The 17,038-nt window shown below is 50.3% G+C and carries 10 protein-coding genes; all 10 read right to left on the bottom strand.

Translation table 11 applies throughout. The annotated features are described in order from the left end of the window. Positions 1-38 precede the first annotated feature (38 nt). Positions 39-950: a 1-phosphofructokinase gene (pfkB, locus tag MHI55_RS10675; protein ID WP_101313377.1), complete on the bottom strand. Its 912-nt coding sequence runs from the start codon at positions 948-950 to the stop codon at positions 39-41. A gap of 2 nt (positions 951-952) precedes the next feature. Beyond that, positions 953-1,699 (bottom strand): DeoR/GlpR family DNA-binding transcription regulator, encoded by a 747-nt coding sequence (locus tag MHI55_RS10670; RefSeq protein WP_101313376.1) that lies wholly within the window; start codon positions 1,697-1,699, stop codon positions 953-955. A 251-nt stretch (positions 1,700-1,950) separates the two neighbouring features. Continuing rightward, positions 1,951-2,436, bottom strand: coding sequence for a hypothetical protein (locus MHI55_RS10665; RefSeq protein ID WP_036609765.1), 486 nt, complete (start codon positions 2,434-2,436; stop codon positions 1,951-1,953). A 134-nt stretch (positions 2,437-2,570) separates the two neighbouring features. Then, positions 2,571-4,001 carry an NAD(P)-binding domain-containing protein gene (locus MHI55_RS10660; RefSeq protein ID WP_340389938.1) on the bottom strand — a complete coding sequence of 477 codons (1,431 nt, stop codon included), beginning with the start codon at positions 3,999-4,001 and terminating at the stop codon, positions 2,571-2,573. 319 nt (positions 4,002-4,320) lie between these two features. Beyond that, positions 4,321-4,560 carry a DUF896 domain-containing protein gene (locus MHI55_RS10655; protein WP_017689452.1) on the bottom strand — a complete coding sequence of 80 codons (240 nt, stop codon included), beginning with the start codon at positions 4,558-4,560 and terminating at the stop codon, positions 4,321-4,323. A 111-nt stretch (positions 4,561-4,671) separates the two neighbouring features. Continuing rightward, positions 4,672-13,044 (bottom strand): hypothetical protein, encoded by an 8,373-nt coding sequence (locus MHI55_RS10650; protein WP_340389936.1) that lies wholly within the window; start codon positions 13,042-13,044, stop codon positions 4,672-4,674. Positions 13,045-13,395: 351 nt separating this feature from the next. Beyond that, positions 13,396-14,355: an NAD-dependent epimerase/dehydratase family protein gene (locus MHI55_RS10645; RefSeq protein WP_340390587.1), complete on the bottom strand. Its 960-nt coding sequence runs from the start codon at positions 14,353-14,355 to the stop codon at positions 13,396-13,398. A 74-nt stretch (positions 14,356-14,429) separates the two neighbouring features. Beyond that, complete coding sequence (locus tag MHI55_RS10640; protein ID WP_036670036.1) at positions 14,430-14,951, bottom strand: TetR/AcrR family transcriptional regulator; 522 nt, start codon at positions 14,949-14,951, stop codon at positions 14,430-14,432. A gap of 235 nt (positions 14,952-15,186) precedes the next feature. Further along, positions 15,187-15,999 (bottom strand): (2Fe-2S)-binding protein, encoded by an 813-nt coding sequence (locus tag MHI55_RS10635; protein WP_047842336.1) that lies wholly within the window; start codon positions 15,997-15,999, stop codon positions 15,187-15,189. Continuing rightward, positions 16,000-16,980: an ABC transporter substrate-binding protein gene (locus MHI55_RS10630; protein ID WP_036609773.1), complete on the bottom strand. Its 981-nt coding sequence runs from the start codon at positions 16,978-16,980 to the stop codon at positions 16,000-16,002. Between the last annotated feature and the right edge of the window lie 58 nt (positions 16,981-17,038).

Raw genomic sequence — 17,038 nt, 5'->3', positions numbered from 1 at the left:
TTACAATTACAATGAAGACCTTCTATAAGACCGTTAGACTAGATTGTCGTAATGGTCACTTGATTACGCAATTCATCAATCAATTCACGTGTTGCCAGATCATCCGAGAACGCAGTTGCGCTTCCAGATGCAACCCCTGTGCGGAAAGCTTCCAGCAAATTTCCGCTCTGTACATAGGTACCTACGAATCCGCCAATCATGGAGTCACCGGCACCAACCGAGTTTTTCACAGTACCTTTTGGCACATTCGCATGATGAACTTCCGCTTTGGTAATGAATAATGCACCCTCGCCTGCCATGGAGATCAACACATGTTTGGCACCGGCTTCCAGCAACTTACGCCCGTATAACACCAGTTCCTCGCGAGTATTAATCGTTACACCGAACAGTTCGGCCAGTTCATGATGATTTGGCTTCACCAGCAATGGTGCATGTTCAAGAGCTTCTATTAACGCAGGGCCAGTTGTATCAATCACAAATTCGGCACCCGTTTGCTTGCACACTTTAATGAGACGATCATAAAAATCCGTTCCAAGTGAAGGAGGTACACTTCCGGAGAGAATGACAATATCTCCTTTTTGCAATGAGGACAATTTGTGAAGCAACTGCTCCGCCTCTTCGGCACTTATTGCAGGTCCAAGACCATTAATCTCTGTCTCTTCTCCATGCTTCAGCTTGATGTTAATGCGAGTATCGTCTGCAATCGTAACAAAGTCTGTCCGAATGTTATCTTCTTGCAACTTGTCATTAATGAAACGTCCCGTGAATCCACCAAGGAAACCAATAGCCGTGTTATCTGCTCCAAGTTGATTCAGTATGCGAGAGACATTAATGCCTTTGCCGCCAGGGAGCTTCAAATCCCGATTCATTCGATTCAATCCGCCAAGCTTCAGCTCATCCACTTCCACGATGTAATCAATGGACGGGTTAAGTGTTATCGTATATATCATCGTTATCCCTCAATTATTTTAGTTTTCTGGGCGATTCCAGGCCGCCAATGTTCTGGCATCTGCTCGGTAATCAAATCGGCCTCCTCCAAATCAAACAATTTGGCAAAAGTAATTTCCCCTATTTTGCTGGAATCAGCCAGCACATAAGATTTTCCCGACAATTGATGTGCACGCCTTTTAATCAAGGCTTCCTCCGGATCCGGTGTTGTATACCCCATTTCGGGATCAACTCCGTTGCTTCCAAGAAAACATTTATCAAAACGGAAATTATCCATGTTCTGTAATGCGATACTGCCAATGACTGCTTTTGTATGAATTTTCATCATACCTCCGAGCAAATAACTGCGAATACGCTTGCTTACCAAAGCCTCAACATGTGAAAGTCCATTGGTAACAACCGTTACGTCTTTAGCTTCAATAAAAGGAATCATGGCTAACGTTGTCGTTCCTGCATCCAGATAAATGCATTCGCCATTTTCGATCTCCTGTGCAGCCAAACGGGCAATCGTCGTTTTTTGTTGGATGTTTTTGAACGTTTTTTCTTCCATGCCCGGTTCCAGCGTTTTTTCATTCACCAGTGCGGCACCGCCGTGGATGCGTTTGAGCATCTGACGACTCTCCAGATCGATCAAGTCACGCCTAATCGTTGATTCAGAAGCACCCAACACATCAACAAGCTCTTGCAATTTCACAATTCCCTGTAAATGTAAGCGCTCTACAATTGCAGCATATCGTTCTTCAGTCAGCATATTCATTCCTCCAACTGCTTCTATAGTATCATAATTCACTCAAAAAACAACCACTTTCATTCAAAATAATTTAAAAACTTTCAAAAACCCGCATCTTTCGACTTATTTTCTTGTCCAATTGTCCCTTTCTTACTTCATGTTCTTAAAGTTGGAATTCCGTGCCCTTCAAATCTTCATTAAAAATCCTGCAGCCTCCAGCGCTGGAGGCGCGGCGTTGCAGGATTTTTCTGTTCATGGGAACTGCATGACGTTTATGACTCTACAACCATAGCATCCGGTTTGGGTTTAAGCCATTTGCCATCTTCATTAATAAAAGCACCCTTGAAGCGGCCCATCTCCAATTGTTCAATTAACCTCTCCTCGTCCATGACCAGAATCTCAGCGAGCTGACCCGAGGTGTAATAATGAGCAGGATTGTAATCGAGCAGCACAGGAACAGACGTATCATATAGTTCTTTGATCAGATTCTCAAAGGAATGGCGACCCAGGTTCTCCATATCTCTATAAAACTGCAAATGTTGGGACACCATATTACGGAAAGATTTATTCTCCAGATGCATCCACAACGTATTGCAGGCCCGAACACTCATATGATTTTGTTCCACATCGTAAAATTGAACTTCTTCAATCTTCATGTATTTCTCTTGAAATGCTACGATCTTAATCAAAGGTACATTTCGTTTACGCGACGCTTTCTTCAAATGGGCTCTAAATTGTTCATAGTTCATTTCATTCATCTATTATCCCTGCCTTTAACATGTTCCAACCGACATTTTACAACAAATTAAAGGCAAGTGTAACCTTCATCATATGAAAAACAAAAAAACGTGCAGCATCAGATGCCACACGTTCACAAAATTATAGAGTGCGATTACTCAGCGAGGGCACCACTTTTCACCCACGTAGCCGTAAATTCCTGTTCTTCATACGCATAGAATTGATGCAAAATAACCTCCCGATCATCAAGGAACAACTGATCTGCTATGGCAGAGACCAGTTTGGGCACCGCGCTCTTGGTCCCCGATATTGCCGATGCGGACAGACCACAGCTGGCTAGTGCAGAGTAATTGAATACAAACAGTCCATGCAACTGCTCCTGACCTTGCTCACTTCTTCCGGTCATCGCAAACCCTGAACTCAAGTATGGATGTGCGTCCAGCAATGCATTACGATGCTCTTGCGGGGCCTGATAACAATCCTCCCAACGTGCGATGTATGGCTCCACAAGCTTCAGTTCAGGACGGAGTGCCGGATCACTGAGAAGACCTGTGCTAATAATCAGAAAATCAAACTCATATGCTCCCTGTGTGGTATGCACAATCGCGCCTTGGTCTGTTGCTTCTACACTCAGCCAAGGCGAATTCAAATGTAGTTCGAATCCAGGCCAGGCTGCCGCACGATTAAACGTATCATTGGTGGGCGGTTGATTGAATTTAAAGAAATGAGAGATCACTTCATATTTATCAGCAACCGGAAGAGCGTGGTATCGCTCAATCATACCGGAATGTTCCATCTGACGAATGGGATTAACACTAGGCAGTTGTTCCCGCCGTACAAATACATGAGCTTCCGCCACACCGGTGGCAAGAGCATAACTGGCATTATCGAATGCAGAAGCGCCGCCGCCAAGTACAGCAACCTTTTTACCTTTTAACCGATCAAAATCAATCGCTTCCGACGTATGGGCATACAGCTCCCGAGGTAATCTATCCGCAATCATGGACGGCACATGCCACTCTCCACCACCTTGTATTCCCGTAGCAAACACTACTTTGCGAGCAAGTATAACATCCATCTGAGATCCAGCCTTGTTCACATGAAGTCGATGTATTCCGTTCTCCATAGGCTCAACCAGCGTCAATTCTACCTCATTAAGCACAGGCAGATTCAGCACTTTCCGATACCAGCGTAAATAATTCATCCAGTCTCCACGCGGGATTTTATCTACCTCTTCCCAACCTTCGGGCCCTACCTGTGCTTCCCACCATGAGCGAAAGGTTAACGAGGGGATACCCAGATCGATGGAAGTCAGATGCTTGGGTGTGCGCAAAGTAACCATACGCGCATAAGTCTCCCAAGGTCCTTCAAGCCCCGATGCATTCTCGTCAATGACAACAATATTGGAGATCCGTTCACGAAGAAGTCCAAATGCCGCCCCTAATCCACTCTGGCCTCCACCCACAATGACGACATCATAGACATGACCATCCGCATGTTCTCTTGGACGTACCCAATTCGTGCCGCCAAATGACAAAAAATCCAGATCATTCTTCACACGCTCATTCAAAGCTTCCAGGCTCATGATTCATCAACCCTTTCGAGATACATATATGAACTATTCTTTCTTTGATCATTGGATGTGATATTGTTGTTAGTTATTTCGAGGATAATTGTGCTTTTTCTTTGTGTTCCTGAAATATATTAGCGTTATTATATGAGTTATCGGGGTTCATTTGAAGTTCGCGGTAGCTTTATTGTCATCAACACTAAAAATATCTAACATGTTTGTTAATTCGCACGAAATCCTAACTGGATTATTAATACAGTTCCTGCTGAGCGGATCATTTGCAGAAAAAAAAGACAGACCAAGATGTAACCTTGGTCTGTCTTAATAAAGGATGCTATTGGCCGGCTTGTTCACGGCGCTGCAATTTTTCGTTGGTTAATTTCTCAGGGGTCACATCATGACCCAGTGGGTCCACAACGGATACTGCCAGCATGGTTGTCAGTACCTGACCTCGAATAGCCTGCAAATATTGTTTTCTAAGCTCCTGCTGCTCGCTTTGTTCTGCTTTTGTCAAACCGACGCTACTGCGTTGTTTTCGACTTAATTCGTTAATGCGTCCCAAAATAGGAATCATGAAATCCACCTCACTTGTTAGTCCACTTGCCAAAAGATATTTCGAATATCTTCAAACTAACTTATTACAACTTTACGAATTTGTCCATAGGCGCAATCCGTTGTGAAGTGTTTAGGTGATCTCATGCACAGACCATACAATGCCATTTGTAGCACCACTGCCCAGGTTCAATGTAATCGTCAGCCCGTTTGCGGCATAGAACAGTCCAATCACATCTCCCGCATTTAATGCCACTTCTACCGCCAAAGTCACCGAACCACTTCCCAGCACTGCCCGCAGTGTAAGTAACGTAATCGCGACATTTAGGACGGGCAACAAACCACTGACAAGTGTCGTTACCGTAGGTGATGTTCTCTGTACAAGAAAGGCTGGGTTAACCCCAGCACCCAGAGATAGAGCAATCGCTGCAGTCGTTGCATAATTGATCGTGGCCACAATGGAGTATCTTCCGGTTACCGGGACGGTATAGTTTCCTGTGGTTGCATTGAAGTTGGCATTACCGTAATAAGGAGCCGTGGTCGTCCAGTTGGTTAACTGAGTGCTGGTTGCTGTCGAAAGTGTAGCCAGGAATGCCGAGAACCCTTGTGTTGCAAAATTGGGGCCGGTTGGGCCCGTGGCTCCTGTCAGCCCCGTTGCCCCAGTCGCACCGGTAGTTCCTGTTATGCCTGTTGCTCCAGTGGCACCCGTAGCTCCGGTTGCACTCGTTACACCGGTTGCCCCCGTAATTCCATTAGCCCCAGTTGGTCCAGTCGGGCCGGTGGCTCCTGTGATGCCTGTAACCCCAGTAGTTCCCGTAACTCCGGCAACCCCAGTTGCACCTGTAGTTCCTGTTGTCCCAGTTACACCAGTTAGTCCTGTAGCTCCCGTTATTCCTGTTTCTCCAGTTGTTCCGGTCGCGCCAGTTATACCTGTAACTCCTGTTGAACCAGTACTTCCGGTGGCACCTGTTACACCCGTTGTACCTGTAGTTCCTGTAGCACCGGTCACACCCGCAATACCCGTAATTCCTGTTGTGCCTGTGGCTCCTGATACACCTGTGAGCCCTGTAGCCCCAGCTGCTCCGGTCACGCCAGTAATACCCGTGGTTCCTGTTGTTCCCGTACTTCCTGTTGTTCCCGTCGCGCCGGTCGTGCCTGTAACGCCTGTTACACCCGTCTCTCCTGTAATACCCGTGGTTCCTGTTGCTCCAGTCACACCTGTGATCCCAGTGGCTCCAGTCGTACCTGTTGTACCTGTTGTACCCGTAACACCAGTTACGCCAGTTGTGCCAGTGGCACCAGTCGCACCCGTAGTTCCCGTTGCTCCAGTAGCCCCGGTGGGTCCCGTCACACCAGTCGTACCTGTGCCCCCTGTTAGACCCGTCTCTCCAGTTTGACCAGTTGTGCCGGTGGCACCTGTAATTCCAGTAGCTCCAGTCACACCCGTAATGCCAGTTACGCCGGTCGTGCCGGTTGCTCCTGTTTCACCAGTAATACCCGTTGGACCGGTTGCCCCTGTAGCACCAGTCGTACCTGTAACTCCGGTTATGCCAGTCGCACCAGTGGCTCCGGTTGGTCCTGTTGTACCTGTCGTGCCGGTAACGCCTGTTGCACCCGTCTCTCCAGTCGAGCCGGTTACGCCAGTAACTCCCGTAGTTCCGGTTGCCCCAGTGGCTCCGGTTGCCCCAGTGGCTCCGGTCGCACCGGTTGGTCCCGTTACACCTGTTGTACCAGTCGCACCTGTAATCCCGGTTAGACCCGTCTCACCTGTCGTTCCTGTGACCCCTGTTGAACCTGTAGCACCAGTAATTCCTGTGGCTCCTGTGCTCCCAGTTAGACCCCTCTCTCCAGTGACGCCTGTTGCTCCTGTCGTTCCAGTTTGGCCAGTTGTACCAGTGGCTCCTGTAACACCTGTAAATCCAGTTACCCCAGTAATTCCAGTAGCACCAGTCGCACCTGTAATCCCGGTTAGACCCGTCTCACCTGTCGGTCCTGTGACCCCTGTTGGACCTGTAGCACCAGTAATTCCTGTGGCTCCTGTGCTCCCAGTTAGACCCGTCTCTCCAGTGACGCCTGTTGCTCCGGTCGCACCAATTGTGCCCGTAACACCAGTTACGCCAGTCGTGCCGGTTGGCCCTGTTTCACCAGTAATACCCGTTGGACCGGTTGCCCCTGTAGCACCAGTCGTACCTGTGACTCCGGTTATGCCAGTCGCACCAGTGGCTCCGGTTGTACCTGTTGTACCCGTAACACCAGTTACGCCAGTTGTGCCAGTTATGCCAGTGGCACCAGTCGCGCCGGTTACACCAGTAACTCCCGTAGTTCCCGTTGCTCCAGTAGCCCCAGTGGGTCCCGTTACACCTGTCGTGCCTGTAACGCCTGTTACACCCGTCTCTCCTGTAATACCCGTGGTTCCTGTTGCTCCAGTAGCCCCGGTGGGCCCCGTCACACCAGTCGTACCTGTGACCCCTGTTACACCCGTCTTCCCAGTGGCTCCTGTCGTTCCAGTTTGGCCAGTTGTGCCAGTGGCTCCTGTAACACCTGTAAATCCAGTTACCCCAGTAATTCCAGTAGCACCAGTCGCACCTGTAATCCCGGTTAGACCCGTCTCACCTGTCGGTCCTGTGACCCCTGTTGGACCTGTAGCACCAGTAATTCCTGTGGCTCCTGTGCTCCCAGTTAGACCCGTCTCTCCAGTGACGCCTGTTGCTCCGGTCGCACCAATTGTGCCCGTAACACCAGTTACGCCAGTCGTGCCGGTTGGCCCTGTTTCACCAGTAATACCCGTTGGACCGGTTGCTCCAGTAGCCCCGGTGGGTCCCGTCACACCAGTCGTACCTGTGCCCCCTGTTACACCCGTCTCTCCAGTTTGACCAGTTGTGCCGGTGGCACCTGTAATTCCAGTAGCTCCAGTCACACCCGTAATGCCAGTTACGCCGGTCGTGCCGGTTGCTCCTGTTTCACCAGTAATACCCGTTGGACCGGTTGCCCCTGTAGCACCAGTCGTACCTGTGACTCCGGTTATGCCAGTCGCACCAGTAGCTCCGGTTGGTCCTGTTGTACCTGTCGTGCCGGTAACGCCTGTTGCACCCGTCTCTCCAGTCGAGCCGGTTACGCCAGTAACTCCCGTAGTTCCGGTTGCCCCAGTGGCTCCTGTAACACCGGTTGGTCCCGTTACACCTGTTGTACCGGTGGCACCTGTTACGCCCGTCTCTCCAGTGGCTCCTGTCGTTCCAGTTTGGCCAGTTGTGCCAGTGGCTCCTGTAACACCTGTAAATCCAGTTACCCCAGTAACTCCAGTAGCACCAGTCGCACCTGTAATCCCGGTTAGACCCGTCTCACCTGTCGGTCCTGTGACCCCTGTTGGACCTGTAGCACCAGTAATTCCTGTGGCTCCTGTGCTCCCAGTTAGACCCGTCTCTCCAGTGACGCCTGTTGCTCCGGTCGCACCAATTGTGCCCGTAACACCAGTTACGCCAGTCGTGCCGGTTGGCCCTGTTTCACCAGTAATACCCGTTGGACCGGTTGCTCCAGTAGCCCCGGTGGGTCCCGTCACACCAGTCGTACCTGTGACCCCTGTTACACCCGTCTCTCCAGTTTGGCCAGTTGTGCCGGTGGCACCTGTAATTCCGGTAGCTCCAGTCACACCCGTAATGCCAGTTACGCCGGTCGTGCCGGTTATTCCTGTGTCACCAGTAATACCCGTTGGACCGGTTGCCCCTGTAGTACCAGTCGTACCTGTAACTCCGGTTATGCCAGTCGCACCAGTGGCTCCGGTTGGTCCTGTTGCACCTGTCGTGCCGGTAGCGCCTGTTACACCCATCACTCCTGTAATGCCCGTGGTTCCTGTTGCTCCAGTAGTCCCGGTGGGCCCCGTCACACCAGTCGTACCTGTGACCCCAGTTAGACCCGTCTCTCCAGTGGCTCCAGTCGCTCCCGTCGTTCCAGAAATTCCAGTATTACCTGTAACCCCAGTAAGTCCAGTTACTCCCGTCTCACCAGTTTGGCCAGTTGTGCCGGTGGCGCCGGTAATTCCAGTAGCTCCAGTCACACCCGTAATGCCAGTTACGCCGGTCATGCCGGTTATTCCTGTTTCACCAGTCGCACCTGTAATCCCGGTTAGACCCGTCTCCCCAGTTAATCCAGTAAGTCCAGTTACTCCCGTAACTCCGGTTGATCCTGTCACACCAGTTTGGCCAGTAATTCCAGTAGCACCAGTCGGCCCGGATACGCCAGTTATTCCTGTGGAACCCGTACTCCCCGTAGCTCCTGTAACTCCAGTCGTACCTGTGACTCCAGTTATGCCAGTCACACCTGTGGCTCCGGTTGGTCCTGTTGGTCCTGTCGTGCCCGTGGCTCCAGTTAATCCCGTAACACCAGTTGGACCAGTAATTCCTGTTAGACCTGTTTCCCCTGTGATACCAGTTGTGCCTGCTACACCAGTAGCTCCCGTAGTACCCGTACTTCCCGTTGCTCCAGTCGTACCCGTTTCACCGGTTACACCAGCAATTCCTGTTATGCCACTAACTCCGGTTGCTCCTGTAACACCAGTTGTTCCCGTCGTACCCGTACTTCCAGTTATACCTGTTAGTCCTGTCTCTCCTGTTGGGCCATTCAAACCGGTAGATCCCGTTACACCTGTAGCCCCGGTGACACCAGTGACTCCTGTTAGCCCAGTTGCACCAGTTGTTCCGGTTGCGCCGGTTACTCCCGTGGCACCTGTACTTCCTGTTTCTCCAGTCAAACCCGTAGGACCTGTAATACCAGTTGCACCCGTTGTGCCGGTTGGTCCTATTTCACCAGTTTGGCCAGTCGAACCGGTAGGGCCCGTCACACCAGTCGTACCTGTGACCCCTGTTGAACCTGTATCTCCAGTAGTTCCGATTGAGCCGGTTGCTCCTGTCTCTCCAGTGACGCCAGTTGCTCCCGTCGTTCCAGTAATTCCTGTGAACCCTGTTTCTCCAGTAACACCTGTCGTTCCGGTTACGCCAGTCATTCCCGAGATACCTGTAATTCCGGTTGCTCCTGTCGCCCCAGTCGATCCCGTCGGTCCCGTCGCGCCTGTGAATCCTGTTAGACCTGTTTCCCCAGTGACACCAGTCAGTCCGGTCACGCCTGTGATACCCGTTGTTCCAGTAATGCCAGTTAGTCCAGTTGTACCTGTAATTCCAGTTTCTCCAGTTGCACCGTTCAGTCCCGTCACACCAGTCGGACCTGTAATACCAGTTGCACCTATACCTCCTGTTAGACCCGTCTCTCCAGTGACACCTGTTGCTCCGGTTACTCCTGTAATACCAGTTGTTCCCGTTATACCACTAGTGCCAGTAGTTCCGGTCACACCAGTAAGTCCCGTTACGCCAGTTAAACCAGTCGTGCCGGTTGGTCCCGTTACACCTGTGTTCCCTGTTAGACCAGTCTCCCCAGTAACGCCAGTGGTTCCGGTCGCTCCCATAATTCCTGTAGCTCCGGTACCTCCTGTGACACCCGTGGTTCCGGTATTGCCAGTTAGTCCAGCCGCACCTGTAATTCCCGTTTCTCCAGTGGTTCCGGTCGGTCCCGTCACACCAGTCGTACCTGTGACCCCTGTTGAACCTGTATCTCCAGTAGTTCCGATTGAGCCGGTTGCTCCAGTAGGGCCTGTAACTCCAGTGATTCCTGTTTCACCTGTTGGACCCGTAAATCCGGTGTCACCCATTGGTCCTGTATTTCCCGTCAGACCTGTAGCTCCTATCTCTCCAGTGACGCCTGTTGCTCCGGTCACACCAATGGTACCCGTAACGCCAGTTAAGCCAGTTGTGCCGGTTGGCCCTGTTTCGCCGGTGACCCCGGTTATGCCAGTAGCTCCGGTATTACCAGTTGAACCAGTAACCCCGGTGAGTCCTGTCGCGCCAGTTACACCAGCAATTCCTGTTGGGCCACTAACTCCGGTTGCACCTGTAACACCAGTTGTTCCCGTCGCACCCGTACTTCCAGTAGCTCCAGTTATACCTGTTAGTCCTGTCTCTCCTGTTGGGCCAGTCGAACCGGTTGAGCCCGTTACACCTGTAGCCCCGGTGACACCAGTGACTCCGGTTAGCCCAGTTGCACCAGTTGTTCCGGTTGCGCCGGTTACTCCCGTGGCACCTGTACTTCCTGTTTCTCCAGTCTCACCCGTAGGACCTGTAATACCAGTTGCACCTGTACCTCCTGTTAGACCCGTCTCTCCAATGACACCAGTGGGCCCGGTCGCTCCCGTAATTCCCGTCGTTCCGGTTACGCCAGTCACTCCCGAGATACCTGTAATTCCGGTCGCTCCAGTCGCCCCAGTCGGTCCCGTCGCTCCTGTCGTGCCTGTGAATCCTGTTAGACCCGTTTCCCCAGTGACACCAGTCAGTCCGGTAGCTCCGGTCACGCCTGTGTTACCCGTGGTTCCAGTAATGCCAGTTAGTCCAGTTGTACCTGTAATCCCTGTGGCTCCGGTCTCACCGGTGATTCCGGTTACCCCTGTTAACCCTGTCGTTCCTGTTGGACCGGTAACTCCCGTTAGTCCTGTGAATCCTGTTTCTCCCGTCACACCTGTCGTTCCTGTAACCCCTGTTTGACCTGTATCTCCAGTAGTTCCAGTTGCTCCAGTAATTCCTGTGGCTCCTGTTACACCAGTATTGCCGGTTATGCCTGTAACTCCCGTAGTACCGGTCGTACCTGTTATGCCAGTAACGCCGGTTGTACCTGTACTTCCCGTTGCCCCTATCGCCCCAGTAGATCCTGTAGCACCTGTAACTCCGGTGGTACCCGTTTCTCCAGTAGCCCCGGTCGGTCCTGTCACACCTGTCGTGCCGGTGTTCCCAGTTAAACCCGTCTCTCCAGTGGCACCAGTTGCTCCGGTAACGCCAGTTATTCCTGTGGTACCGGTAGTTCCCGTTACTCCTGTATCCCCGGTGGGTCCTGACACACCAGTCGTACCTGTGACTCCGGTTGTGCCAGTGGCACCAGTTGCTCCGATCGCACCTGTACTGCCTGTAAATCCAGTAATACCTGTTGCACCTGTTATTCCAGTCGTTCCTGTTGTGCCCGCAATTCCAGTAACGCCAGTTATACCTGTAACGCCAGTTAATCCGGTTGTACCTGTTGGTCCTGTTTCACCAGTGACACCACTTATACCAGTGGCCCCAGTGAGTCCTGTCACACCAGTCGTACCTGTGACACCGGTAGTGCCAGTAGCACCAGTTGCTCCAGTAATTCCCGTGAGGCCTGTAATTCCAGTAGAACCGGTTACACCCGTGGTACCCGTAACGCCAGGTAATCCGGTCGTACCTGTTGATCCTGTTTCACCAGTATTACCTGTTATTCCAGTACTTCCTGTAGTTCCGGTTGTTCCTGTTTCGCCAGTGCCCCCGGTGGGCCCCGTTAGACCAGTCGTACCTGTAACTCCTGTTAGCCCCGCCTCACCAGTACTTCCTGTCGCTCCGGTGAATCCTGTCAAACCAGTCGTGCCGGTCGCACCTGTACTGCCCGTAAATCCAGTAATCCCTGAAGCACCAGTATTTCCAGTAACGCCAGTGATGCCTGTCGTGCCTGTTTCGCCGGTTGCTCCCGTCACACCCGTTAATCCAGTTGCCCCCGTAGTGCCTGTTGTTCCAGAAGTACCAGTGCTTCCTGTAGTTCCGGTTACACCAGTAACTCCCGTAGACCCGATCCCCCCAGTGGGTCCTGTCGTACCAGTAATTCCCGTTAGACCCGTTTCCCCAGTGGCACCAGTTGCTCCGATCGCACCTGTTATCCCTGTCGTGCCGGTTATGCCAGTATTTCCAGTTGGACCCGTACCTCCCGTTACTCCTATCGCGCCCGTAGTACCTGTCGTTCCAGTTACGCCACTGACTCCTGTAATACCTGTGGTTCCAGTAATACCAGTTGCTCCGGACGGGCCTGTGATTCCAATTTCGCCAGTACTTCCCGTTAATCCAGTCGCACCCGTAATACCTATTAGACCCGTCGCTCCGGTTGGGCCAATCGAACCTGTAACTCCCGTGAATCCTGTTTCACCAGTAGATCCTGTTAGTCCCATCACACCAATTCCAGTTGGACCAGTTGCTCCAGTGAACCCGGTAGCCCCAGCTAATCCTGCAACTCCAGTTGGACCTGTAAAGCCGGTTATACCGGTATTTCCTGTAGCACCGGTCACGCCTGTAACACCAATTCCGGTAATTCCAGTTGCGCCGGTTGTTCCTGTGACTCCAGTTGATCCAGTGCCAGTTGCACCTGTAGCTCCTGTACTTCCTGTAGAACCAGTTGCTCCCGCCTCACCCGTTGGACCGGTCAGACCTGTAACTCCTCTAGTTCCAGTCACACCTGTGGTGCCCGTCAGTCCGGTAGCTCCTGTTGCACCTGTGACTCCAGTTATTCCGGTACTTCCCGTGGTTCCAGTTACTCCGGTCCGTCCTGTTAAAATGGTTGCTCCCCATATGCTGGGATACCCAGGGTCTCCGGTTAACCCAGTAGCACCTGTTGCTCCAGTGAATCCTCTCATTCCTTGATAACCCCGTGGGCCGCGAAGGAAAGGAATCCTGTGACTTTTCTTTTTTTTGCATTTACGTCTGCTTTTCTTACAAGACTTACTCTTCTTCTTTGGGATAGAGTGCTTTTTTGATTTTTTTGCTTTCCGTTTACCTGTACTGATTGAGGAAATTTTGCGTTTCCTTTTGGATATACCGCTCACAAGAGAATCCCCCCTCCTTGTACACCACGTCAAATCCCCGCATTTTACAATAGTACACTCTATGCCCTGGACTAGCTTTGTGCGCCCCCTATTCAATGTACCTATGAAACCTTCACAGTTAGTGATCAATCAATTACTTTTATCCAAAAAATATATTCCCCTCTACTCCCTCTGCAACTCCAACTCCTTAATCGTCAACTTAATTCCTTCCTCAAAAGATGTTGCCACAATCGGGCCAATCCGTTCCTCATACTTCTGTCTACTCAAGATCAGGGGTTCCTCGGTCAGATATAACATTTCTACAATTTCTTTCATAACGGGTACACCTAGTCCAATCAAAGACAATCCCACCCTTCCTAACGCCATCACAGGTTTGCTTCTTCCCGTAGCCTTCTGTGCCAATCCCACATTGTCATGACCCGAGATGATCCCCGATCCAGGAATGTTCCAGTTCTGTCCATACGTCGTCTCTCTGCTTGCCAGCTCCACCACCATGACCGCAGCATCCGGCAAATAAATATACTCTCTCGGCACGTTCATATTCCCGATAAAAAAAGCCATCTTTCCTTTTGCTATCGCTTCAAGAGTTGAACCCAGATAGGAAGCCTGATTGGCCGTTGGGCCATAATAGTCCGGCAAGCGAACAATCATCACCTGAGCTCTGCTCCAACTTGTGCTGAATAACATCTGTTCATAGGCAAGTCGTATCTTGCCTTTACGGGTATGTGGCTGTTTCGGATGTTCTTCGGTTACCTCGTTCATTTGTCTTCTGCCATAGGGGTAAATTCCGTCTATTACCACCACTTTCAGAACCAAGTGTTCTGCCGCTACCATTACGGATTCGCCTAGCGGAATCAGCTTGCTCTCCATCTCGTTATACGGGACGTTCGCACAATGAAACAGGACATCCGCTTCCTGGGAAGCAACGATAATATCATCCGACCGAAATGCATCTCCCACTGCGATTTGCAGGTGATCTGGAGATCCCAACTTTACCGCAAGTTGCTCCAGTTTTTGACGTGAGCGCCCAAATGCGATCGTAGAAATCCCTCGTCTAATCAATTCCTCCGTAATCGCTGCACCTGTTCCACCTGTGGCTCCAATCACAAAAGCTTTTTTCATCATATATCATCCTCTTTCATCCATTTAGTGATTGATCAATAACTGAATTCAAAAAGGGAATTCCCCCTCCCTCTCTATCGTTCCTTCAGCTCCGGCATATCCAGCGCATTAGATACATTACACAACATCCCGATTGCCAGAAAAATCATAGTTCTTTTTAGCGGTTCAGCAATTCCTGCAACGGTGAAAGCTTCCAGTACCATGGCTCTTACATCACTAATGCCTTTTTGCATAGCCTGACGAATGACTTCCTCCCGGATCGTTTGCGCCTGCATCTGAAGCAAGATCTCGCTCTTGTGCGATTCCAGAATCTTATCATAGGCTTCAATGAGATCATTCTCTAACTGATCTGGTGTCGCCATCTCCACCACAATTCGAAACGAATCAATCACCCGTGTCCATGAGACCTCAATTGCAGTTAATAATAAAGCTTCTTTTGTTTTGAAAAAACGAAATATATACGGCTGTGAGATCTGTGCCCGTTCAGCCACCTGGGCTGTAGTCGCACGATAATAGCCAATTTCCGCGAAGACGTCAATTGCTGCAGAGATAATATCATTTCGCCGGTTAACCGACGCTGCTTTATCCTTTGCCATGATAATCCGCCCTCCAATAGTTAGTGATTAATTGATCAATAGCTTGAAGTATAACGAATACTATCCCTCAATGCAAAGGTATCGTGACCTTGTACAAAGCCAACAAACCCGCAGACGCTGGCTCAAGCCGCTGCAGGTTGTGTAACTTGTCGATCATAGATTCTATCCACTGGAAACCGAAGAGAACATGGTTTGTCTGAAACAGATTCGTACCATGCGGTACAAGAGTGTCTGTTCACTGCTGAAGAAGTTTACGCAATCGGGATTCCGAATCCAGCTTCGGACAACTGTCACAATACCCATGTGTATGACTTCCGTTTCCAACCAGATAAGCCAAACAACAATATCGGCGTAGCAGGAACGGAGGTCCCTGCCACCCGGAATGTTCGAAGCGCTGCAGCTCATTGGCAAATGTACATGCATTATCGTTTTGCCGATCCAGCCAGAGGCTTTGATCTTCTTGAATCTTTGCAAGCCGTTCATCTGTCTTCCAAATGCTCTGATCATTGATCATACGTGCATACAATTGTTGCACATTATGGGCAACCAGAGACCACATGACCTTATCGCTCGCTCTTGTAGCGACGGCTACCGCTCGCAGGACAGGTTCCAGATGTAGCAGCACTCTTTTCTTGAGCAAGCCACTCTCTGACCTGCGCTGAACAGGATCTTCACCCTCCAGAGAGGTTCTCTCCAGCAGAGTCTCATATCGCATGCCACCTGCACCATTCAATTCAAACCGCACATCATCGTCTGCAACGCTAAGTATCGTATCGTATAGACTGAATGCTGAAATTACGGACATCACGAATACGGAGTAACGTTTGGCAAAAAGTGTACCGACGGCCGCACTTCCTCTTCCGCCCAATTGAAGCCCTTGCTGCATAGCCTGTTCACGCAATATCAAGTTTCGTTTCTCTTCATTCAGCAGATCCTTCACACGGAAAGGATACTTGGAATCATCGCAGTCCACTTGGATCGTCGTCACAAAAAATTGCTGTAACACTTCCGACATCTCTGAATAATCATGTCTTGGATAATGTCTCATCTATTGAATCATCTCTTCAACTTCGTTGATAATCTCGCTTCGCCCAATTGCTCCCCAGCCCTTAAACAACCAGAACGAATCTGTCGTATAGACCTGGTCTGCACCGACAGCCGGCACTGCCTTCCAGAGTGAGCTTGCGTTGATGTTGTTTACATACTCATCGGCATTCGGGTCAATCTCCAGAACTACGAAATCAGCATCCACATCTGCAATTTTCTCCATGGACAGGTCCTCACGTTGTTCGGCAGGTGTCACAGTCGTTGGCACAAATCCAAGATCATGATACAAAAGTGTGTTGGTTGGATGTCCTTTTGCCGCGTAAATTTGTAAGGTCTTCTCTCTTACACGCAGATAAGCCAACTTTTTTTGATCCAGTTGTTCGATCTTCGCTTTTAATTGCTTCGCCTGCTGCTCTACCTCGGCTATCTTTTCTTTTGCCAGATCCACTTTGTTGTACATCCCGGCAATGGTCAACAGATCCTGTGTCCAATATGTTGTATCATCAACAAAATCCAGCCATTCAGTACCAAGTACAATCGTCGGAGCGATTTTCTCCAACTGATCATACGTACTCTCCGCAGTTCGACTCTCAATAACGATGACATCCGGATCAATCTGAAGGATAGCCTCCAGGTTAGGACTGTCTGCAGACCCTACCGTTGGAATGCCGGCAAGCTGATCTGCAAAGTAAGGCAAATAATCTCCTCCGTAACGAACTTCTACATTAACGCCTGCTGGTTTCTCACCAATCGTCAACATGTGATCGATGTAAGCAGCAGATAATACCACCATACGCTCTATTTTTTGCGGTACAACCGTTGTTCCTTTAAGATGCTCAATCGTTTGCGTACCACTCTCTTCCACAGGTGTATCCTGTTGCGGAGGCGTTGCTTCTGTTACTTCTGATGCCTTGCTACATGCCGTCAGAACGAGCACAAGCAGGGCCAACAGTATCATCGTTGTTGCTCTCTGTCTTACCATTTGTAGTAAATCCCCTCTACTATTTAATAATAATAATCATTATCACTATAGTAGGGAA

The organism is Paenibacillus sp. FSL E2-0151 (assembly GCF_037993015.1).
GTDB lineage: Bacteria > Bacillota > Bacilli > Paenibacillales > Paenibacillaceae > Paenibacillus > Paenibacillus amylolyticus.
This window is presented reverse-complemented; position numbering and strand designations above follow the sequence as displayed.